Source organism: Embleya sp. NPDC055664 (genome assembly GCF_053618075.1).
Map to the genome: position 1 here is coordinate 110,013 of NZ_JBSHGZ010000024.1, position 20,538 is coordinate 130,550.

17 protein-coding genes are annotated in these 20,538 nt (G+C 71.2%); 12 read left to right on the top strand and 5 right to left on the bottom strand.

Annotation, left to right across the window (positions count from 1 at the left end; all coding sequences use genetic code 11):
• Positions 1-22 precede the first annotated feature (22 nt).
• Positions 23-1,033: a hydroxyacid dehydrogenase gene (locus ACWGR4_RS31415; RefSeq protein WP_452134282.1), complete on the bottom strand. Its 1,011-nt coding sequence runs from the start codon at positions 1,031-1,033 to the stop codon at positions 23-25.
• A gap of 476 nt (positions 1,034-1,509) precedes the next feature.
• Between ACWGR4_RS31415 and ACWGR4_RS31420 the strand changes: the two genes are divergently transcribed.
• The 8 genes from ACWGR4_RS31420 (at position 1,510) to ACWGR4_RS31455 (ending at position 10,807) form a co-directional block, all read left to right on the top strand.
• The gene (locus ACWGR4_RS31420; protein ID WP_380006320.1) at positions 1,510-2,838 is read left to right on the top strand and encodes a sugar ABC transporter substrate-binding protein; all 1,329 of its coding nucleotides are present in this window, start codon (positions 1,510-1,512) and stop codon (positions 2,836-2,838) included.
• The gene (locus ACWGR4_RS31425; RefSeq protein WP_452133870.1) at positions 2,835-3,806 is read left to right on the top strand and encodes a carbohydrate ABC transporter permease; all 972 of its coding nucleotides are present in this window, start codon (positions 2,835-2,837) and stop codon (positions 3,804-3,806) included. Before ACWGR4_RS31420 ends, ACWGR4_RS31425 begins: the two co-directional genes overlap by 4 nt.
• Positions 3,803-4,669: a carbohydrate ABC transporter permease gene (locus ACWGR4_RS31430; protein ID WP_380006326.1), complete on the top strand. Its 867-nt coding sequence runs from the start codon at positions 3,803-3,805 to the stop codon at positions 4,667-4,669. Before ACWGR4_RS31425 ends, ACWGR4_RS31430 begins: the two co-directional genes overlap by 4 nt.
• 106 nt (positions 4,670-4,775) lie before the next feature.
• Positions 4,776-6,152 carry an alpha-L-fucosidase gene (locus tag ACWGR4_RS31435; protein WP_380006329.1) on the top strand — a complete coding sequence of 459 codons (1,377 nt, stop codon included), beginning with the start codon at positions 4,776-4,778 and terminating at the stop codon, positions 6,150-6,152.
• 51 nt (positions 6,153-6,203) lie between these two features.
• A complete protein-coding gene (locus tag ACWGR4_RS31440; RefSeq protein ID WP_452133871.1) occupies positions 6,204-7,637 on the top strand; it encodes a polysaccharide lyase 6 family protein in 1,434 nt (477 codons plus the stop codon).
• A gap of 35 nt (positions 7,638-7,672) precedes the next feature.
• Complete coding sequence (locus ACWGR4_RS31445; RefSeq protein WP_452133872.1) at positions 7,673-9,097, top strand: chondroitinase-B domain-containing protein; 1,425 nt, start codon at positions 7,673-7,675, stop codon at positions 9,095-9,097.
• A 149-nt stretch (positions 9,098-9,246) separates the two neighbouring features.
• Entirely contained in the window at positions 9,247-10,065 is an 819-nt protein-coding gene (locus ACWGR4_RS31450) for a sugar phosphate isomerase/epimerase family protein (RefSeq protein ID WP_452130826.1), read from the top strand.
• Positions 10,066-10,159: 94 nt separating this feature from the next.
• Complete coding sequence (locus tag ACWGR4_RS31455; RefSeq protein ID WP_380006341.1) at positions 10,160-10,807, top strand: SGNH/GDSL hydrolase family protein; 648 nt, start codon at positions 10,160-10,162, stop codon at positions 10,805-10,807.
• 24 nt (positions 10,808-10,831) lie between these two features.
• Here the strand turns inward: ACWGR4_RS31455 and ACWGR4_RS31460 are convergent, their stop codons facing one another.
• The 3 genes from ACWGR4_RS31460 to ACWGR4_RS31470 form a co-directional block, all read right to left on the bottom strand.
• A complete protein-coding gene (locus tag ACWGR4_RS31460; protein ID WP_452130827.1) occupies positions 10,832-11,896 on the bottom strand; it encodes a LacI family DNA-binding transcriptional regulator in 1,065 nt (354 codons plus the stop codon).
• Between the two features lie 152 nt (positions 11,897-12,048).
• Entirely contained in the window at positions 12,049-13,284 is a 1,236-nt protein-coding gene (gene larC / locus ACWGR4_RS31465) for a nickel pincer cofactor biosynthesis protein LarC (protein ID WP_452130828.1), read from the bottom strand.
• On the bottom strand, positions 13,281-14,510 hold the full coding sequence (locus tag ACWGR4_RS31470; RefSeq protein WP_452130829.1) for a lactate racemase domain-containing protein: 1,230 nt from the start codon (positions 14,508-14,510) through the stop codon (positions 13,281-13,283). Before ACWGR4_RS31470 ends, larC begins: the two co-directional genes overlap by 4 nt.
• Positions 14,511-14,609: 99 nt before the next feature.
• Here ACWGR4_RS31470 and ACWGR4_RS31475 point away from each other — a divergent pair, with 99 nt between their 5' ends.
• The 4 genes from ACWGR4_RS31475 (at position 14,610) to uxaC (ending at position 19,130) form a co-directional block, all read left to right on the top strand.
• Positions 14,610-15,986, top strand: coding sequence for a mannitol dehydrogenase family protein (locus ACWGR4_RS31475; RefSeq protein WP_452130830.1), 1,377 nt, complete (start codon positions 14,610-14,612; stop codon positions 15,984-15,986).
• A 26-nt stretch (positions 15,987-16,012) separates the two neighbouring features.
• Positions 16,013-16,960: an asparagine synthase-related protein gene (locus ACWGR4_RS31480; protein ID WP_452130831.1), complete on the top strand. Its 948-nt coding sequence runs from the start codon at positions 16,013-16,015 to the stop codon at positions 16,958-16,960.
• Positions 16,953-17,642, top strand: a complete 690-nt coding sequence (gene larB / locus ACWGR4_RS31485; RefSeq protein WP_452130832.1) for a nickel pincer cofactor biosynthesis protein LarB — start codon at positions 16,953-16,955, stop codon at positions 17,640-17,642. The genes ACWGR4_RS31480 and larB overlap by 8 nt, the downstream gene beginning before the upstream one ends.
• Before the next feature lie 84 nt (positions 17,643-17,726).
• Entirely contained in the window at positions 17,727-19,130 is a 1,404-nt protein-coding gene (gene uxaC / locus ACWGR4_RS31490; RefSeq protein ID WP_452130833.1) for a glucuronate isomerase, read from the top strand.
• Between the two features lie 392 nt (positions 19,131-19,522).
• On the opposite strand, the gene ACWGR4_RS31495 is transcribed toward uxaC, so the two are convergent.
• Positions 19,523-20,110, bottom strand: a complete 588-nt coding sequence (locus ACWGR4_RS31495; RefSeq protein WP_452130834.1) for an HAD family hydrolase — start codon at positions 20,108-20,110, stop codon at positions 19,523-19,525.
• Positions 20,111-20,538 lie beyond the last annotated feature (428 nt).

Genomic DNA, 20,538 nt, shown 5'->3' on the forward strand with positions numbered 1-20,538 from the left:
CCGGCAGTGCCCGACCGCGCGGTCAGGCCAACGACGCGGCGTGGGCGGGGTCGATCGCGTGCCGAAGCGGCCGGTCCTCGGTGAAGCGGCGCACTTCCTCGAGCACGAGCTGTCCGAGGCGGTGGCGTTCGGCGCCCATGGCGCCGGCCAGGTGCGGTGTCAAAACGACGTTGGGAAGGGTGAACAGTGGCGAGTCGGCGGCCGGGGGCTCGGGGTGCGTGACGTCGAGTACGGCGGTGAGGTCGGGCCTGGCCCGCAGGACCTCCGTGGCGGCGGTCTCGTCGATCAGCGCGCCCCGCGCGGTGTTGATCAGTGTCGCGCCCGGCCGCATGGAGCCCAGCAGCCGTGCCCCGATCGAGCCGCGGGTCTCGGGCAGCAGCGGCGCGTGGAGGCTGACGACATGGCAGCCGGCGAAGAGTTCGTCGATGGAGACCAGCCGGACTCCCGCGCGCTCGGCGGTGTCCGAGGAGGCGATGGGATCCGTGGCGAGCACCTCGACGTCGAAGCGCGCCAAGTGGGCGGCGACCAGCCGGCCTATGTGCCCGAGCCCCAACAGGCCCACCCGTGACCGGTAGGCGCCCGGGACGTCGGGATTGGTGGGGAAGCGGCGGTTGTGCGCCACCTCCCGCGCGATGTGGTGGGCCTGCTTCAGTCCGAGGAGGACATGGGCGAGGGTGAACTCCGCCACCGGAACGGCATTGGCCGCGGCGGCCGAGACGATCGGGATGCCGCGGCCCCAGAAGGCGGGTGTGGTCAGATGCCGGACGGATCCCGCCGCGACGAGAACCGCCCGCAGCCGTGGGGCATGTGACAGGAGGGCGCCATCCAGGACGGGTGCACCCCAGCCCGTGAGCAGAAGGTCGACGTCCCGCAGCACATCCGGGTCCGCGGCCAACTCCTGCCGGGTGAGGGGCGGACCCTGCCAGTGCACGAGCCGGCCGAGCCCGGCCAGTACTTCGGGCGGGTAGACGTCGGCCCGGCGTGCTTCCTCCATGACCAACAGCGCTGTCGGTACGGTGGCCGGTTCGTTCATGGCGGGTCGGTCTCCTCGGCCTGTCCGATGGTGGACCGACAGCCGGACGATCGGCGGTCCCTGCTCGGATGCGGTGGCAAACGTCTGACTGAATGTCGCGATTGGTACGGCCTGGCCCGGGTTCGGCGCGGGCCGGCCCGGGTGTTGTCCGGCCTGAAGCTCACGGAAACCATACATCGGATCATTGAAATGTCATCGCTGTGACCTTGACTGCTCGAACTTCTCGACTCGGACGACTACTCGCCGTTCCCGTCGATGCCCAAAATCCACGCGTAAGCGCCCATCCACCGGTGCCAGGCCGTCTCTACCGCCCGTCGGATCACGTGGAGCCGGTGCGGGAGCGCGCCGGACGAGTGTTCTCGTCGGCCGCTGAAACCTCTTGTATTCATCGGACTATTGACCGGCGAATCGGACCCCGTTACCGTCCCAGCAAGCGCTTTCCAGGCCACTGCGATCCGGCGAAAACAGGAGTAGTCATGCAAAGATCGCGATGGATCGGTGTCGGGGCCCTCGCCTCCGCCCTGATCCTCACCAGCTGTACATCCGGGCCTGCGGGAGTGGATGCCAAGCAGAACTCCAAGGCGCCTCTCGAGCTTTGGACCCGCACGACGCCGGGCGGACCGGGCGAGAAGGGTGCGCAGGAGCTGGCCGCCGCCTTCGAGAAGGCCACGGGCTTCAAGGTCGAGGTCACGGCCATCTTCGACGACTTCGAGACCAAACTGCAGCAGCGCGCCGCCCAGAAGAAGCTTCCCGACATCGTCATGAACGACGCGACGCAGATCGGGACCATGCACAGCCAGGGTCTGCTCCGCGAGATCGACATGGGCAAGATCAAGGACAGCGCCCAGATCATCGCTCAGGGACTGCAGTCCGGGAAGAGCCTGGACGGCAAGCAGTTCGGCCTGCCCATCTCCGCGCAGGCGTCCGCGCTGCTCATCCGCAAGGACTGGCGCGAAAAGCTCAAGCTCGAGCCCCCGCGGACCTGGGACGAGTTCGCCGCGATGGCCGCGGCCTTCACCACCCAGGACCCCGACGGCGACGGCAAGAACAACACCGCCGGGCTCGCCGCGCCGCTGTCCACCAAGCGCGGCTACGCCTCCTGGTATTTCTCCAACTTCCTCTGGGCCGCGGGTGGCGACTTCATCACCGAGACCGGCAAGGGCAAGTACAAGCCGGCCATGACCACCCCTGCATCGGTGCAGGCCATGCAGTGGTTCCGTGACCTCGGCTGCAAGAGCAAGGCGATCCAGCCCGGCGCCGTGACCATGGACACCCCGCCGACGAACGAGACGTTCGAGGCGGGCAAGGCCGGGATGTACGTCGTCGGCCCGTACCTGCTGCCGCGCTTCGACAAGTCGCTCGGCGCGGACAAGTACGAGGTCGTGCCGATGCCCAAGGGGCCGAAGGACGCCACCGTCCTCGCCGAGGGCAGCTCCGTCTACCTGATGGCCGGCTCCGACAACCGCGCCGGCCAGGACGCCTTCGCCGCCTTCGCGGTCTCCGTCGAGGGCCAGAAGAAGGGCATGGAGGGCACCACCGGCTACACCGTGCAGATTCCGGTCAACACCAACGTGGACATCGCCCAGATCCGCACCGACCCGCGCTGGAAGACCTACGCCCAGGCGTATCAGGACTCCGGCCGCTACGCGCCGTCCATCCCGAACTGGACGCCGGTGCGACAGGTGACGGCGGACGCGGTGAACGCGCTGATGGCGGACTGCGGCCTCGACATCAACGCCAAGTTGCGTGAGCTCGACAAGCAGCTCGCCGACATCCTCAAGGAGCAGGGGATCGCCGCGTCATGAGCCTCGACCAGGCGGATCCGGCCGCCCTGCCGGCGACCGGCCCCGCCCCGCGAAAAGTGGGTCGCTGGGGCGGCGGGGCCGCCGACCGCCGGGTCCGCGGCCGCAGGGGAGGGCGGTGGTGGACGCCCTGGCTGTTCCTGGCCCCGGCGCTGATCCTCTCCCTGTACTTCAAGTTCATTCCCATGGTCAACGCGGTGACCATGTCCTTCCAGGACGTTCAGCCCTACCTGGGAAACCGGTGGGTCGGCACCGAGAACTACAGCACGGTGTTGCAGTCCCACGGCTTCCGCGAGGCCGTGTGGCACACGATCGTCCTCGCCGTCGGCCAGACCTTCGGCGCGATGGCGCTCGGTTTCGCACTGGCCCTGCTGATGGAGGGGCAGAGCCGCCGGCTGGGATTCGTGCGCTCCGCCGCGTTCCTTCCGGTGGTGGTGCCGATGGCGGTCGTCGCCGAACTGTGGCGGATCATGTACCACCCGACCGGCGACGGCATGCTCAACTCCATTCTCGCTCTGGCGGGAATGGGCCCGTCGGGGTTCATCAACGACCCCGACACCTCGATGGCATCCATCATGGTCACCGGCATCTGGCGCGGCGCCCCCTACGACATGATGATCTTCCTCGCCGGTCTGACGAGTGTGGACCGCGGTCTGTACGAGGCGGCCAGGGTCGACGGTGCCTCCCGGTGGCAGCGGGTGCGGCATGTGACGGTGCCCGGGCTGCGATCGGTGTTCTCGATCCTGTTCATCCTCGCCGCCATTCGCGGACTGCGCGTGTTCACCGAGGTGTTCCTGCTGACCAACGGCGGGCCCAACGGCTCCACCGAGGTCGTCATGACCCTCATCTACAAGCTCGGACTCGAGCAGAACCGGCTCGGAGTCGGCGCGGCGGGAGCGGTCCTGCTGTTCGCGGCGACGCTGATCCTGACCATCATCGTCCAACTGCTGCGGCGGAGGGAGAGCAAGTGAGCGAGTCGACCGAAACCGCGCTGGGCCTGACCGAGAGCCGCAGCATCGGCGGACGGATCCTGAAGGCCGTCGTCTACCTCCTGGTCCTGACCATGTTCGCGGGTCCGCTGCTGGCCCTGCTCGTCGGCGCCTTCGGCGACATCAAGGACCCGACGCAGCTGAGCATCGTGCCCTCGGGCTTCACGTTGGACAACTTCAGCATCGCCTTCGACCAAGGGGTGCTCAAGTATCTGCTGAACTCCTTCTTCGTCGTCGGCTTCGGGCTGCTGCTCCAAGTGTCCGTCTCCGTCCTGGCCGGATACGCGCTGGCCAGGAAGGTCTTCCCCGGCATGACGCTGGCGTTCGTCGCCATCCTGGCGACGCTGATGCTGCCCGAGGAGATCCTGGCCATCCCGCTGTCCGTCGTGCTCGCCGACCTGCCGGTCGTGCACTTCAACCTCATCGGCACCCTCGCCGGAATGATCGTTCCGCTGGGCGCCTGGGGGTTCTCCATCCTGGTGATGACCGAGTTCATGAAGGACGTGCCGCGCGAACTCGAGGAGGCGGCGCGCATCGACGGCGCCGGGGACTTCCGGATCTTCGCCCAGATCATCCTGCCGATGTGCAAGCCCGCGCTCGGCGTCATCGGGGTCTTCGGCTTCACCATGATCTGGGACCAGTACCTGCTGCCCCTGCTCGTGGCCACCGACTCCTCCTCGTACACGCTGCCACTGGCGCTGCGGACCCTGCGGATCGACCCGGCCGTGACCCCCGGCGTGGTGATGGCGGCCTCGCTGCTGGCGCTGCTGCCCTCGGTGATCGTCTTCCTGTTCTTCCAGCGGTCCTTCGTCAGCGGCCTGTCCTCCGGGGCACTCAAGGGCTGACCCGCACACCCGTCGGCCCCGTTCCCCACCCCCCTCCCGTACGACCAGCCCGACGCGCACGAAAAGCCGGCGCGCGCCGACGGCCGACGAGAAAGAGCGATTCCCCATGACCGCGAGCGCTGACACCCCGCAGGCGCATTCGTCCGCGACCCCGGATCCCGAGGCAGGCCCGGAGACGAACTGGTTCACCACCGCCCGGTTCGGCATGTTCGTGCACTGGGGTCTGTACTCCCTCGCCGCACGGCACGAGTGGGTCAAGAACCGGGAGGAACTGACCGACGAGCAGTACCAGGTCTACTTCGACCACTTCGACCCGGACCGCTACGACCCCGTCGAGTGGGCCAGGACGGCCAAGGCCGCGGGCATGCGCTACGTCGTGCTCACCACCAAGCACCACGACGGCTTCTGCCTGTGGGACAGCGCCCTCACCGAGTACAAGGTCACCAACACCCCGTACGGCCGCGACCTCGTGGGGCCGTTCGTCGAGGCGTGCCGCGCCGAGGGGCTCAAGGTCGGCCTCTACTACTCGCTGATCGACTGGCACCACCCGTCCTTCCCGGTGGACGGCACCCACCCGCAGCGCGACGACGAGGCGTTCAAGGCCGCCAACGCCGACCGGGACATCCGCGAGTACCAGCGCTATCTGCACGGCCAGGTGCGTGAACTGCTGACCTCGTTCGGACGGATCGACTACCTGTTCTTCGACTTCTCGTACGTCGGGCGCGCCTGGTGGGGCGGCAAGGGACCCGACGACTGGGACTCCCCGCAACTCCTGAAGACGATTCGCGAACTGCAGCCGCACGTCCTCGTCAACGACCGGACCGGCCTGCCCGGGGACTTCGTCACCCCCGAGCAGTACCAGCCGTCCGGCCCGATGACCGAGAATGGGCGACCCGTGGTCTGGGAGGCCTGCCAGACGCTCAACGGCAGCTGGGGCTACGACCGGGACAACCTGGACCACAAGAGCCCCGACCTGCTGATCCGCATGCTCGTCGACGGCGTGTCCAAGGGCGGCAACCTGCTGCTCAACGTGGGGCCCGACGGCCGCGGCGCGCTCGACCCGCGCGACACCGCCATCCTCGACGAGATCGGCCGGTGGACGCGGCTGCACGAGCGGTCGATCCGCGGCTGCGGCCCCTCCTCGTACACCGCCCCCGCCGAATGCCGGTACACCCAACGCGGCGACCGGCTCTACGTGCACCTGTTCGCCTGGCCGCCGCGTCACCTGCACCTGCCCGGCCTGGCCGGGCGGGTGCGCTACGCCCAACTGCTCAACGACGCGTCCGAGATCATCCCGGTCCACATCGACCCGGACCGGCCCGCGGTCAACACCGAGATGGGCGGCCAGCCCGCCGGAACGCTCACCCTCCAGATCCCGGTCGGGCGCCCCGACACCCCCGTACCCGTCATCGAACTGTTCCTGGACGCCCAGGCGCCCCGGGACGCCGACGACACCACCGGGGACACCCCGATCGCCGGCTGATCACCAGCCGCAACACCGTCCGTACCTCCACCACATCCTCACGGAGGCACCATGCAACGCCGCACGTTCCTGATGGGTACCGCGGCAGGGGTGGCGCTGGCCGCCGCCCCCGTCGGCGGAGCGCTGACCGCGAGCGCGAGCGCGGCCCGCGGCGCCGTCCGCACACTGGACGAGCTGCAGGCCGCGATCGACCGGGCACGACCCGGCGACCGGATCGTGGTGGCCGACGGGACCTACACCGTCCCCTCGGACCGCCCGCTCACCATTCGGAACAAGCAGGGCATCGGGTTCGCGCCGATCACCATCGAGGCCCGGACGCAGGGCGGCGTCGTCCTGGAAGGCGAACACAGCTTCGTCTTCGAAGCGTCCACTCACATCACCCTGAGCGGCTTCTCCTTCCGGCAGCGGAACACGCTGGACATACCACCGGACTGCTCGCACATCAGGCTCACCCGCAACGACATCCACCTCGCCGACATCGAGGGCGTGCACTGGGTGATGGTGCGCGCGGACGACAGCACCGTCGACCACAACCACTTCCACGGCAAGAGCACCCTCGGCATCTACCTCGGCATCGAGGGCGCGAACACCGAGGAAATGGCCCAGCGCGTCCACGTGTACCGCAACTACTTCTCCGACCACACCTTCACCGGCTCCAACGGCGGCGAACCGATCCGGCTCGGCGTCAGCCCCCGGGCCCTGTCCAGTGCCCACGCGATCGTCGAGTACAACCTGTTCGAGCGGGCCAACGGGGACCCCGAGGCGATCTCGGTGAAGAGCTCGGACAACACCATCCGGCACAACACCATCCGCAACAGTTTCGGCGGAATCGTCCTGCGGCACGGCAACCGCAACCGGGTGGAGGCCAACCACTTCATCGACGGCACCGAAGGTGTGCGGATCTATGGCAACGACCATGTGATCGTCAACAACCACCTCTCCGGCCTGGCCGGGCGCGCCCTGGTGATCGGCAGCGGATCGGAGCGCGATCACCTGCCCGGCGAGACGCCCGAGGCGCGCCGCGGCAACGACGCCCCCGACCGCATCCTGATCGCCCACAACACCCTGGTGAACAACGGCGGCACGATCTCCGGCGAGAGCCAGCGCCCGCACGAGCCGCGCGATGTCACCGTCGCCGACAACCTGTTCGTGGCGGACACGGGCCAACTGGTCGCCATGGCCAACACCGTGCGCTTCACCTGGTCCGGCAATCTCCTGTGGGGCGCCGCCGCGGACGGCAACATCCCCGCCGGCGGCGGAACCCGGGTCGACCCGAAGCTGGTGAAGGACGCGTACGGCATCGCCCGCCCGGCCGCCGGCAGCCCGGCGATCGACGGCGGCACGCCGCGCCGGCCGCGCATCACGCACGACATCGACGGACAGCCCCGCACCAGGACGCCCGACGTGGGCGCGCACGAATACTTCCGCCGGGCGCCGAAGTGTGGCCCCCTGACCCCCGCCGACGTCGGTCCCCTGGCCGACTGAGCGACCCGCCCGCCCACTTCGACGCAGGAGGCATCATGCAACGACGCACGTTCCTCAAAGGCTCCGCCGTGGCCGCACTCGCCGCGGTACCCCTCACCACCTCACTGTCGGGCAGCGCGTCCGCGGCCGACATCCCGGTCGCCTCCCTCGCGGCGCTCCAGAGCGCGATCAACGGCGCCGCGCCCGGTGACCGGATCGTCGTCGCCGATGGAACCTACACGGTCCCCACTGGCGGCTCGATCACCATCTCCGGCAAGAACGGCACGAGCGCCGCACCCATCACCATCGTGTCGAAGACGCGCGGCGGTGTGGTGCTGCGGGGCGAACGCAGCTTCGTACTGAGCAATTCGACCAACATCGTGATCAGCGGCTTCGCCTTCCGGCAGAGCACCACGCTGGAGATCCCGACGAACTGCCCGGCGATCCGGCTGACCCGCAACGACTTCCAGTTCGCGGACAACGGCGACCCGTACTGGGTCGTCGTGCGGGCGAACGACACCAAGATCGACCGGAACCACTTCCACAACAAGACCACCACGGGCATCTTCGTCGTCGTCGACGGTCCCAACAAGACCGACATGGCGCAGAACGTACAGATCTTCCGCAACCACTTCTCCGACCACAGCTTCACCGGGGACAACGGCGGCGAGCCGATCCGCTTCGGCGTCAGCGGCAAGGCCCTGGCGAACGCCGGCGGAAAGGTCGAGTACAACCTGTTCGAGCGCTGCAACGGCGACCCCGAGGCCATCTCGGTGAAGTCCTCGGGCAACACCATCCGATACAACACCATTCGGGACAGCAAGGGCGGCATCGTGCTGCGCCACGGCAACGGCTCGACGGTGGAGGGCAATTACCTCATCGGCGGCGTCGACGGGGTGCGGATCTACGGCAACGACCACGTGATCGTCAACAACTACCTGAGCAATCTGTCCGGCCGCGCCCTGGTGGTCGGCAGCGGCAGCACCCGGGACCACACCCCGAGCGAGACGGAAACCCAGCGGCGGGGCAACGACGCCTGCGACCGCGCGGTGATTGCGCACAACACGCTGCTCAACAACGCGGGCATGTTGGAGGGCGAGACGCGGGCGTTCGAACCGCAGAACGTGACCATCGCCGACAACCTGCTGGTCGGCGACTCCGGCGACCTCGTGGCCATGGGAGCCACCACCGGCTTCACCTGGAAGAGCAACCTGCTGTGGGGAGGGGCCGGCAACGGCAACATCCCCGCCGGCGGTTTCACCCGGGCCGACCCGCTGCTCGCCCAGGGCACGGACGGTGTGTCGCGACTGACGGCGGGCAGCCCGGCGATCGGCGCGGCCACGCTGAACATCACCCTGGCCGACGACATCGACGGAGACCAGCGCGGCAGCGTACGGGACATCGGTGCCGACGAGTATTCGACGGCGCCCGCACTCCGGCACCCCCTCACCGCCGCGGACGTGGGCCCGAACGCTCCCTGAGCGACCGGCGGTGACGGGGCACCGGACACCCGACCGGTTCGTGCAACCGACCGCGCCCGACTCTGCGAAGCGGTCCGCCCGGCCCCGTCCGGGCGGACCGCTTCGGACCCCGCAGACCACTCACAGGCCGACCGCAGGAAGGCAGGGCCATGACCGAGGAGAGCCAACGGAGCGCGGCGGACCACCCCCCGCTCCGCCCGTCGGCCGCGTCGGACGCCGGGCGGATCCGTCCGGGCCTGTGCTCGGTCACCTTCCGCCGGCTGCCCGCCGCCGAGGTCGTGCGCCTCGCGGTCGACGCGGGCCTGGAGGTGATCGAGTGGGGCGCGGACGTGCACGCGCCGGCGGAGCGGCCCGGCGCGGTCCGTGCGGTCCGTGAGGTCTCCGCCCGCCACGGGCTGGTGTGTTGCTCGTACGGCTCGTACTTTCGCGCCACTCCCGCCGAACTGGCCGGATTCCCCGCCGTCGCCCGGGCCGCCGTGCTGCTCGGGGCACCCCGGATACGGGTCTGGGCGGGCGCGACCGGATCGCGGGAGGCCCGGCCCGACGAGCGGCACACCACCGTGCGCGGCCTGCGGGAGGCGGCCCGGATCGCCGCCGACCACGGCCTGGAACTCGCGACGGAATTCCACGGCAACACACTCACCGACACCGTCGCCTCGACCATTCGGCTGCTCGACGAGGTGGACGCCGACAACGTCCGCACGTACTGGCAGCCGCCACAGAACGCCCCCGACGAGGAGGCGCTGGCCGGGCTCGTCGCACTCGGCGACCGGGTCACCGCCGTGCACGTCTTCTCGTGGTGGCCGGGCAACAACCGGCTGCCGCTCGCGGATCGCCGGGACCTGTGGGTCGCGGCCCTGGGTCTACAGGCGGGCCGGGGCATCGAGGCACTCCTGGAGTTCGTCCCCGGCGACGACCCCGCGGTGCTGGCGCGCGAGGCCGAGACGCTGCGGCGCGCGGCAGGATGAACCCCTCGACCCGACATGGTCGAGACTGTGATCCGGCGGGCCACGCGTGGGATGTCCCGCCGGGCCGCCACCCATCGACGCCAGGACGGCAGGCATGCACTTCAAGGACGACGACACGCTCCTGTTCATCGGCGACTCCATCACCGACGCGGGCCGCGACCGCACGGACCCCACGTCGCTCGGCGGGGGATACGTGCACGAGATCGCCCGGACCCTGCGCGAGCGGGCGCAGAACGGACCCGGGCCTCGCGTCGTCAACAGGGGCATCAACGGCCACCGCGTGTACGACCTCGAATCCCGCTGGAGCACCGACGTCCTGGACCACCGGCCCACGGTCGTCACGGTCAAGATCGGCATCAACGACACCTGGCGACGCTACGACCGCGACCTCCTGAGCCCGGTCGACGAGTTCGAGGCATGCCTGGACCGGCTGCTCGCGGCCACCGCGCGGAAGTCCTCCGCGCGGCTGGTCGTGATCACCCCGTTCCTGCTCCCGGTCGGGCCGGACCAGGAACGCTGGTTCGAGGACCTGTCACCGCGCACCGACGCCGTGCTGCGGGCGGCTGCGCGCAATGCGGCCCAGGTGGTTCGCGCCGACCTCCTGCTGCCCCGCGCGGCGCAGGAGCGGGAATCGGCGGAGCTGGCCCCGGACGGAGTGCATCCGAGCCCGCTGGGACACCGACTGATCGCCGACGCGTGGCTCGCCGAGGTCGCTCCCGCCGCCCACGACGTACGGCGGTAGCCGACTCCGGGACCGCGTACCGCTCTATCCGCTCGGCCGCGGGCCGCGCCGGGCCCGGGCCGTCGAGTCGCGGACGACCAGCTTGACCGGCAGGGTCATCGGCTTGCCGGTGCGCGGTGCCGGTTTGCCGCGCGAGGACAGCAGCGCGTCGACGGCGGCCCGTCCCTGGGCGCGCAGCGGGGCGGCGACGGTGGTCAGTCCGGGCCGGACGATGCGCGTCGGGAAGATGTCGTCGAAGCCGACCACGCTGACGTCCCGGGGCACTCGCACGCCGCGCGCCTGGAGGGCGAGCACGACCCCGATCGCGAGTTGGTCGTTGTACGCCACGACGGCGGTCGGCAGGTCCTCGGGGAGCGCGTCGACGGCTTCGCGACCGCCCGCGACCGTCGGCGCGAACGGGCCCACACGCTGCACCCGCAGGCCCAGCCCGGTCGCCGCCTCGCGCAGGCTCCGCAACCGCATCCCGTCCGCCCACGAGGCCTCCGGGCCGGCCACGTAGGTCACCGTGCGATGACCCAACCGGGCCAGGTGTTCCGCGGTCACGAGCATGCCGTGCGGGTTGTCGAGGGTGATGCTGGGGACGTCGGCGACATCCCGGTTGAGCACGACCACCGGCCGCTGCTTGGCGGTCATCCGGATGGCCGAGTCCGACAGCCGGGTACCCGCCAGGACCAGTCCCTCGACGGCGGGCAACGCCCTTTCCAGACTGGCGCGTTCCACCCGGTCGTTCTCCTGGGCATCGATCAGGAGCAGGACGAACCCGGCCTCGGCGGCGGCCGACTCGGCGCCCCGGATGATCTCGGCGTAGAACGGGTTGGTCACGTCGGAGACCACCAGCGCGAGCATCGAGGTGCGGCCGGTGGGCAGCCCCGACGCCAACGGATTGACCCGGTAGCCCAGCTCCGCGGCCACCCGCCGGATGCGCTCCGCGGTCGCCGCGTTGACCCGGCCGGGCCGGGCGAACGCCCGGGACACGGTGGACGCGGCCACCCCCGCGGCCCGGGCGACGTCGTAGATCGTCGGCGCCTTCCCGCCGGTCGGTGCGCTCGGGGCGCTCGGGGCGCTCGGTGCGCCGTCACGCTCGCTCACCCGATCTCACTTCCGTTCTCGCGGGAAAACCCCACGTCCGGGGCGGCGACACCGGTGGTCGGACGATGCCGTGACCGCCCACGGGATGGTGGGAGGCAGCGCACTGTACCCCGTTTCGTCGCCGCCACCCACCGCGCGGCGGCGCCCCGGGTTCAGGCCGGTTCGGGGGCGAGCGTGCGCGGAGTGGGGGCGCCGGTGGTCAGGGCCGCCCGGTGGGCGGCGGTGGTGGTGGCGGCGAGGACGACGTGCACGGGAAGGCCGAGCCGGGCGGCGAGGGCGGCGGCGGGGGCGTACTCGGGCGTCGCCTGGAGGATTCTGCCGCCGCGGTGGCCCACCTTGACCGGGAGGCGATCGCCGAGCACGTCCACGTGCATCCAGCCTCGTTGCAGCTCGGTTTTGCGGACCGGCCGTTCGCGGACGCCCAGGGTGGTGGTGAGGCGGAAGACGGCGTCACGCAGGGGTTCGGCGCCCTGTGGTGGGCACAGCACGGAGAGCGTGTGTGCGGGGCGGCCCTTCTTCATCAGGATGGGGGTCAGCCAGGCGTCCGAGGCGCCGGCCTCCATGAGGGAGGCCAGGACGCTGGGCCACGCGCGCGGGTCCAGGTCGTCGATGTTGGTTTCCAGGACGACGGCTTCGGCGGCGTCCGCGGCGGCGTCGACGCTCGCGGCGGGGACCGGGGTGCCGAGGAAGACGCGCGTGACGTTGGGGCGTCCGGGGATGTCCCGGCTGCCGGCCCCGACGCCGGTGCGCTCCAGCCGCAGGTGCGGCAGGGGCGAGCACTCGCGAGCCAGCGTGGTGAGCAGCGCCAGGCCCGTGGGAGTGGCGAGTTCGCCCTCGCCGCCCGCGAACACCTGCCACTCGGCGGCGAGTTCGGCCACCGCGGGGGCCGGGACGGGAAGTTCGCCGTGGGCGGTGCCGACGCGGCCGAAGCCCAACGCCACCGGACCCGCCGTCAGTTCGGTCACGGTGAGGTCGTGCAGCGCGGCACACACCCCGACGACGTCGGCGATGGAGTCCCAGGCACCCACCTCGTGGAAGTGCACCTCCTCCGTGGTGGTGCCGTGTACGTGCGCCTCGGCGACGGCGAGGCGGGCGAAGGCGGCCAGTGCCGACGTGCGGACCGGATCGGCCAGGGGAGCCTGCTCGATGAGGCGGCGTACGTCGCGCCATGTGCGGTGTGCGTGGTCGTGTGCACTCGGCGCCACGTCGATCCGCGTCGCCCGCATCCCGGCGCGCGTGACCTGCGTTTGCTCCAGACGTACCTCGCCCGGGACCACGGCCTCCACCGCGGCGCGTACGGTGCTCAACGCGGCCCCGGCGTCGACGAGGGCGGCGAGCAGCATGTCCCCGGCGATGCCGGCGGACGCGTCGATCCACGCGGCCCTCACGGGCGCAACCGATGCAGGATCTCGCCCGCCTGCGGCACGACGAGGGTGTCCGGATCGGCCGCGAACGCCGCGAAGTCCACCGCGGCGGGGTCCAGATGGCCCAGGTTCGCGCCGCGGACGATGTCCTCGGGAATGCCGGTCGCCAGGGTGACGGTCAACCGGCAGCGTTCGCCGTGCTCTTCGTCGTACGTACCCGCGCCGCGCAGGTGGGTGGAGTGCGCCAGGACGCCCCAGTGCAGATGCTTGAACCGGTCCCACTGCTTGGTGAAGTAGTCGCGGCAGTGGTAGCCGATCTGCTCGATCTCCGGGTGCATCGCGGCGATCGTGCGCACGTGCGGCGCGTACAGGATGACCTCGCCGCCGTCCGCGACGACCGGTTCGAGCTTGTAGAAGCCCTTCGCCGCAGTCCAGATGTCCTCGTACTTCTCCGGGATCACGGACACCACCCGCCGTACGGGTGCGTCGAGGTAGCGGACGTGGACCTGCGCGGACACGTCGGCCGCCGCCGACCACGCCGCCTCCGGGGTTCCGTACGCCATCGCGTGCAGCGCCCCGGTGCCGGATTCGACCACCACGCACAACGCGCGCCGGCGGCTCGGAATCAGCGCGGCCGCCTCGTGGATCAGCGCGCGCACCGGAGTGATGCCGCGCGTGCCGATGATCTCCGCACTGGTGATCAGGGCCCCGAGCCAGTGCGACAGGTCGATGATGTCGGCGCCCGCGACGCCGGGGAAGAAGTACTTGTCACCGCCGGAGAAACCGACCACCTCGTGCGGGAAGACCGGGCCGACGACCAGGGCCACGTCGTGCTCCACGACGGCCCGGTTCAGGCGTACGTCGACCTCTTGGCGCAGCAGCCCGCCGGACAATTCGGCCACCCGGTCGGCGCCGATCGTGCCGACCGAGGCGAACGTCGACGGCTCCCACCACTCGTGGTTGAGTACGGTCATGCCGGGCAACGGCGGGATGTGGGCGGCCAGTTCGGCCTCTCCCATCGGCGCGTGCGTACCCAACGCGACCAGCACCGTCAACCGGGAGACCCGGCCGTACAGCGCCTCGTGCACCGCGGAGAGCAGCAGCGGAAGCGGGCAGCTGCGGGTGCCGTCGGGTACCACCAGGCAAACGCTCCGGCCGTCGAGGTCCTCGCCGGCCAGTTGCTCGGCGACGAAGGCTCGCACCCGGTCCTCGGGCAGGACGGTGCCCGGCCCACCGATCTGTGCTGTCATGGCGGCCAGAGGACCATGGTGTCCGACGTGGTGCAAGTGCCCGGGGCAACACATGGCAACCGGTTGCCGCGCCGAGCCGGCGGCGGCGAACATGCCGTCATGCCAAGCCCCCGCCCCACGACCCGACTGCTGTCCCGCGCGGTCGACGCACGCCCCGCCGCGCCGGTGCGCATGCTCCATCTCGGCCTGGGCGGTTTCTTCCGAGCCCATCAGGCCTGGTACACCGAGCACGCCGGAGACGCCGACCGGTGGGGGATCGCGGCGTTCACCGGGCGCAGCACCACGGTCGCCGAGCGGCTGACCGCCCAGGACGGGCTCTACACGCTGGTCACCCGCGGTCCCGACCGCGACCGCCTCGAGGTGGTCGGTTCGCTCACCTCGGCGCACCCCGGCGGCGACCATGCCGCGTGGCTGGACCACTGGCGGCGGCCGGAACTCGCCGTGGTCACCCTGACGGTCACCGAGGCGGCGTACGCCCGAGCGCTCGGAGGCGGCCTGGACACCCGACGCGCCGATGTGAGCGCCGACATCGCCGCGCTGCGCGCCGATCCGACGGCCCCGGTGTCGACGGTCGCCGCGCGGCTGCTGGCCGGGCTGGCCGCCAGGCGGCGCGCGGGTGGTGGCCCCGTGGCCGTCGTGCCGTGCGACAACCTGCCGGGCAACGGCGAGGTCACCGCGCGGATGGTCGGCGAACTGGCGGACACGATCGGGCGCCCCGAATGGCGCGAGGCTGCCGCGCACGCCTCGTATGTCGCCACCATGGTCGACCGGATCACCCCGTGGACCACCCCGGAGGACGTGGCGGCCGTGCGAGACGCGACCGGGCGTGCCGACGAAGCCCCCGTCGTCACCGAGCCGTTCACCGAGTGGGTGCTCAGCGGCGAGTTCCCGGCCGGGCGGCCGCGCTGGGAGGACGCCGGGGCCCGCTTCGTCGCCGACGTCACGCCGTACGAGGAACGCAAACTGTCGCTGCTCAACGGCGCCCACTCGCTGCTGGCGTACGCGGCACCGCTGCGCGGGCACGCCACCGTCGCCGAGGCCGTGGCCGATCCGGTCTGCCGGGTGTGGATGCGCGAATGGTGGGACGAGGCGTCGGCCCACCTGGACTTTCCGGAAACCGTGCTGACCACCTACCGGGACGCGCTGACGGACCGCTTCGCGAACCCGCGCATCCGGCACACCCTCGCCAAGATCGCCGAGGACGGGGCCCAGAAGATCCCGGTGCGCATACTTCCGACGCTCTACGCGGAGCGGGCCTCCGGGGCGATGCCGCCCGGCGCGATCCGCGTCATCGCCGCGTGGATGCTGCACCTGCTGGGAAAGAACGGGATCCCGGTACGTGACGGCGCCGCGCCGGTGCTCACCGGATCACCGGCCGAGGCCGTGCCCGCGGTGCTGGCCTTCCTCGATCCCGCCCTGACCGGGGACGTCGAACTGGTCGAGGCGCTCACCGCGCGGGCCTGGGAACTCGGCTGACCGAAGTCGTCGTCGACGGCGTGGACATGCGCCGCCCGGATATGCGCTGCGGACCTGCGCTGCGGACCTGCGCCGCGGACCCGACGGCGGCACATCGGCGAACCAACCTCGAACAGGAGAAGCACGTCATGCTCCCGGGACTGTCCGACACCGACGGCGCGGCCGTCGACCGCGTCGGCGCACTGCTCCACACGCCCGGCCGGCTCGGGGTGGCCTTCTCCGGGGGCGTGGATTCCTCCGTGTTGCTGGCCCTGGCCGTGCGCGCGCTGGGCGCCGACCGCGTGATCGCCGTGCTCGGCGTCTCGCCCAGCCTCGCCGCGGACGAGCACACCGCGGCGCTGCGCGTCGCCGCGACGATCGGGGCGCGCGTGGTCGAGGTCGAAACCCGTGAGGGCGACCTGCCGGCGTACCGGGCCAACGGCCCCGACCGGTGTTTCCACTGCAAGAACGAGTTGTTCGCCCGCATTTCCGCCGAGGTGGTCCGGGCGCACGGCCTGACGGCCGTCGCCTACGGCGAGAACGCCGACGACGTGGTGCGCGTGGATCGCCCCGGTGCCGAGGCCGCCGTGCGCCACCGGGTGTTGCGCCCACTCGCCGACGCGGGCCTGGACAAGGCGGCGGTCCGCCGGATCGCCGCCGCGCTGGGCCTGCCCTGCGCGGACAAGCCGGCCGCGCCCTGTCTGGCCTCGCGGATCCCGCACTTCAGCGAGGTCACACCGGACAAGCTGGGCCAGGTCGAGGCAGCCGAACGGGGCCTGCGGGGGCTGGGGTTCAGCGACTGCCGGGTTCGCCACCACGGCGATGTCGCCCGGATCGAGGTGCCCGTCGCCGAGATCGCGCCGCTCGCGGGCGACCTGCGCGAGGCGGCTCTGGCGGTGGTCCGCGACGCCGGGTTCCGGATGGTCGCCGTCGACCTCGCGGGCCAACAATCGGGTGCCTTCACGTTGTCCCTGATCGGAGTTCGCCATGGCTGAAACGACCGAATCGTTTGCACGTCTGGATCATGAGCGGATCGACCGCAGGGGATATCCGGAGGCGATCTTCTGCGAGGGCAAGACCCCGGAGCAGGTGGGCGCGATCGCCGCCGAGCTGCGCGAGCACGGCCGAGGCCCGGCCCTGTTCACCCGCGCCGGTTCCGAGCACGCGCGGGCGGTGCTCGCCGAACTGCCCGACGCCCGGCACGAGTCGCAGGCACGGCTGCTCGTGTGGCCGCCCGTACCGCCCGCTCCGCAGGGAGGTCTCGTGGTGGTGTTGGCGGCGGGCACCTCCGACCTCCCGGTGGCGCTGGAGGCCGAGTTGACCGCCCGCTATCTGGGCCGGCGCTGCGAGCTGGCCGTGGACGTGGGCGTGGCCGGACTGCACCGCGTGATCGGCATGCTCGACCTGCTGCGCTCCGCCCGGGTCGTGGTGGTCGCCGCCGGCATGGACGGCGCGCTGCCCAGCGTGGTGGCGGGGCTGGTCGCGGCACCGGTCGTCGCGGTGCCGACCTCCGTCGGGTACGGAGCGGCCTTCGGCGGCCTGGCGCCGCTGCTGTCCATGCTCAACGCGTGCAGCCCCGGGGTCGCGGTCGTCAACATCGACAACGGCTTCGGGGCCGGGCACCTGGCCGCGCAGATCGCGGCACCCGTCACGCCGGCGGCCGGCGCGGCATCGTAGAGGTCGGCCGGGAGCCGGCCGCGCCTCGCGGCAACACATGACAACCGATTGCCGTGCTCTTCGGCCACGGACGACGATTCGGGTATGCCCTCCTCACTCCATCCCGACCGGCTCCTGCCCGTCGACGCACCCGCACGCGCCGTCGCCCGCCGGCTCTACGAAGCCGTTCGCGACCTGCCGATCCTGTCGCCGCACGGTCACGTGGACCCTCGCCTGCTGGTCGACGACCAGCCGTTCAACGATCCGGCGAGCCTGCTGATCTCCACCGATCACTACGTCACGCGCCTGCTACACGCCTGCGGCGTCTCGCTGGACGAACTCGGGGTGGGACAGGGGCCGTTGCCTGAACCGCAGGCCCGCCGGGCGTGGCGCGCGATGTGTGAGAACTGGACCGCCTTCCGGGGCACCCCCGTCCGCTACTGGATGGATGCGGAACTCGTCGAGATTTTCGGCGTGACCGAACGCCCCGCCGCGGCCACGGCCGACCGGATCTACGACACGATCGCCGCGCGCCTGGCCGAACCGGCCTACCACCCGCGGGCGCTGTTCCGCCGCTTCGGCATCGAGGTGCTGGCCACCACCGACGACCCCGCCGACGATCTGGCGGCCCATCGGGCACTGGCCGCCGACCCCGAGTGGACGGCGCGGGTCCTGCCCACCTTCCGCCCCGACCGCTACCTGGAACCCGGTGCGGGCTGGGCGGCGGCCGTGGCGCGCCTGGGTGAGGCCGCGGACACCGACACCTCGGACTACGACGGCTACATCCGGGCGTTGGAGGACCGACGACGCCACTTCATCGCACACGGCGCCACCTCCGCCGACCACAGTCACCCGGACGTGGGCACCGAACCGCTGACCCACGGCGAGGCCGCCCGCATCTACCGGGCCGCCCTACAGGGCACGGCGAGCGAGGCCGAAGGCGTCGCCTTCCGTCGGCACATGCTCCTGGAGATGGCCCGCATGTCCTGCGACGACGGCCTCGTGATGACCCTGCACCCGTCCGTGCGCCGCAACCACCACGAGCCCACCCACCACCGGTACGGCCCCGACACCGGCCACGACATCCCGCTACGCGCCGAGTTCACCGACGCCCTGCGTCCGCTCCTGCACAGGTACGGAACCGCCGAAGGGTTCCACCTGATCCTGTTCACCCTCGACGAGACCGTCTTCACCCGGGAGATCGCCCCGCTGGCCGGCTTCTACCCCTCGGTCTACGCGGGCGCCCCGTGGTGGTTCCTCGACGCCCCCGACGCCATCCGCCGATTCCGCCGCGCGGTCACCGAGACGGCGGGATTCGCCCGGACGTCCGGCTTCGTCGACGACACCCGGGCCTTTTGCTCGATCCCCGCCCGCCACGACATGTCACGGCGCCTGGACTGCGGCTACCTCGCCGAACTGGTCGCCGAACACCGACTCGACGAGGACGAGGCGATGGAAACGGCCGTGGACCTGGTCACGGTCAACCCACGAAGGGCATTCAAACTGTGACCCCTGCCTGACCCGGCCCCCGGGCCGACCGTCTCGTCGTTCGCGGACCACCCGCAGGTCGCCGAGGACGCCGCCGCCGGAGTGGGCGAGGGGCTCTTTGCCCGTCCTTCTCCGGACTTCGGCACGTCCCACGAGACACGCGGGTGGTCCGTGCCCGCGGTTTTGCCCGCGTTCGGCGGGTGCGGCCGGTCGATGTGGACGGTCGGCTGTGAGGTGACGGTGATCCGGCCGTCGCCCGGTCGGTCCGGGCGATGAAGGCAAGCAGGTGTGGTTTGCCGGGGACTACGGTTCGGTGGGCGTCCAGGTGATCTCGGTGGCCGCGGGCGTTGCGGTGACAGTGGCCCCGATCCGCCGGTTCGTGAGCGAGTCGTCCGGGTGAATCGCGTGCCGAGTCACCATCGCGACGTCACCCTGCCGCGCACGTCGAGCACCCTCATCCCCGCGGCTCGCGCGGCCGCCACGCCCTCGTTCGCGTCCTCGACCACCAGGCACCCCGTCGGGTGGACCGCCAGGCGCCGGGCGGCCTCCAGGAACAGGTCCGGGGCCGGCTTCCCGTGCGCCACGTCCTCGCGCACGACCACCGTGTCGAACAGCTCCCCGAGCCCCACCGCCGCGATGCCCGCCCGCACCACGGGCCCACCACCGCCGGAGGCCACCGCACACGGCAGCCCGAGCCCCCGCGCCCGCCGCACCAGCGCCACGACCTCGGGGAACGTCCGTAACAGATGCGCCTGTTCGACCAGAACCGCCCCGCACCGCGCGAGCACGTCGTCCGTGTGCACCGAGGCACCGAGCTCGACGAGGAGACCGTCGACCGACGTCCCCAACCGCGCCCGATACCAGTCCTCGTCCAGGACCACACCGGCGACCGACGCCAACACCTCGCGCAGAGCCCGGAAATTCATCGGCTGGGAATCGACGACGGTGCCATCCCAGTCCACGAGCACCGCCTCGACGCCCCCCAAATCCACATCCTCCACACCCCGAACCGTACGTCCGGACACACGCGACGTCGAGACCCGAACCCCGCCGTGCCCATCCTGCGACAGCAGGGCGCGAGAGTGGCACGACGGACTCCGGCCCCACGCCCCGACATCATGCCGAACTCGGTCGAGCCGGCCGGCTCATAGCCAACTGGCCGAGACCGGCAAGGCGTTCCTCGGCCTCGCACCGGGCGCGGGGGTGAACGTCGTCGAGCCGGCGGACGGCGTGGGCGTGTGCGTCGTACAGGCCGCGTGGCGGCAAGGTGTACGTCGCACCGGCTTCGCCGCCGGCGGCGTCGAGGGCCGGGTGATGCCGGGGGAGCGGCGCGGCGGGGTGGCGTGCCAGTTTTGTGAGCGAGTGCTCACCTATGGAGGTGGCGGTGGGTCGCAAGCAGCTCTGGGACCAGGCGAAGGACCTGGGGTCC

Bases quoted from the DNA above. Each gene is read 5' to 3' on its own strand.
- uxaC (WP_452130833.1), top strand. From the start codon at position 17,727: ATGCCCTCCTCACTCCATCCCGACCGGCTCCTGCCCGTCGACGCACCC.
- ACWGR4_RS31435 (WP_380006329.1), top strand. From the start codon at position 4,776: ATGACCGCGAGCGCTGACACCCCGCAGGCGCATTCGTCCGCGACCCCG.
- ACWGR4_RS31480 (WP_452130831.1), top strand. From the start codon at position 16,013: ATGCGCCGCCCGGATATGCGCTGCGGACCTGCGCTGCGGACCTGCGCC.
- ACWGR4_RS31455 (WP_380006341.1), top strand. From the start codon at position 10,160: ATGCACTTCAAGGACGACGACACGCTCCTGTTCATCGGCGACTCCATC.
- ACWGR4_RS31475 (WP_452130830.1), top strand. From the start codon at position 14,610: ATGCCAAGCCCCCGCCCCACGACCCGACTGCTGTCCCGCGCGGTCGAC.
- ACWGR4_RS31445 (WP_452133872.1), top strand. From the start codon at position 7,673: ATGCAACGACGCACGTTCCTCAAAGGCTCCGCCGTGGCCGCACTCGCC.
- ACWGR4_RS31470 (WP_452130829.1), bottom strand. From the start codon at position 14,510: ATGACAGCACAGATCGGTGGGCCGGGCACCGTCCTGCCCGAGGACCGG.
- ACWGR4_RS31415 (WP_452134282.1), bottom strand. From the start codon at position 1,033: ATGAACGAACCGGCCACCGTACCGACAGCGCTGTTGGTCATGGAGGAA.
- larB (WP_452130832.1), top strand. From the start codon at position 16,953: ATGGCTGAAACGACCGAATCGTTTGCACGTCTGGATCATGAGCGGATC.
- ACWGR4_RS31440 (WP_452133871.1), top strand. From the start codon at position 6,204: ATGCAACGCCGCACGTTCCTGATGGGTACCGCGGCAGGGGTGGCGCTG.
- ACWGR4_RS31425 (WP_452133870.1), top strand. From the start codon at position 2,835: ATGAGCCTCGACCAGGCGGATCCGGCCGCCCTGCCGGCGACCGGCCCC.
- ACWGR4_RS31450 (WP_452130826.1), top strand. From the start codon at position 9,247: ATGACCGAGGAGAGCCAACGGAGCGCGGCGGACCACCCCCCGCTCCGC.
- ACWGR4_RS31420 (WP_380006320.1), top strand. From the start codon at position 1,510: ATGCAAAGATCGCGATGGATCGGTGTCGGGGCCCTCGCCTCCGCCCTG.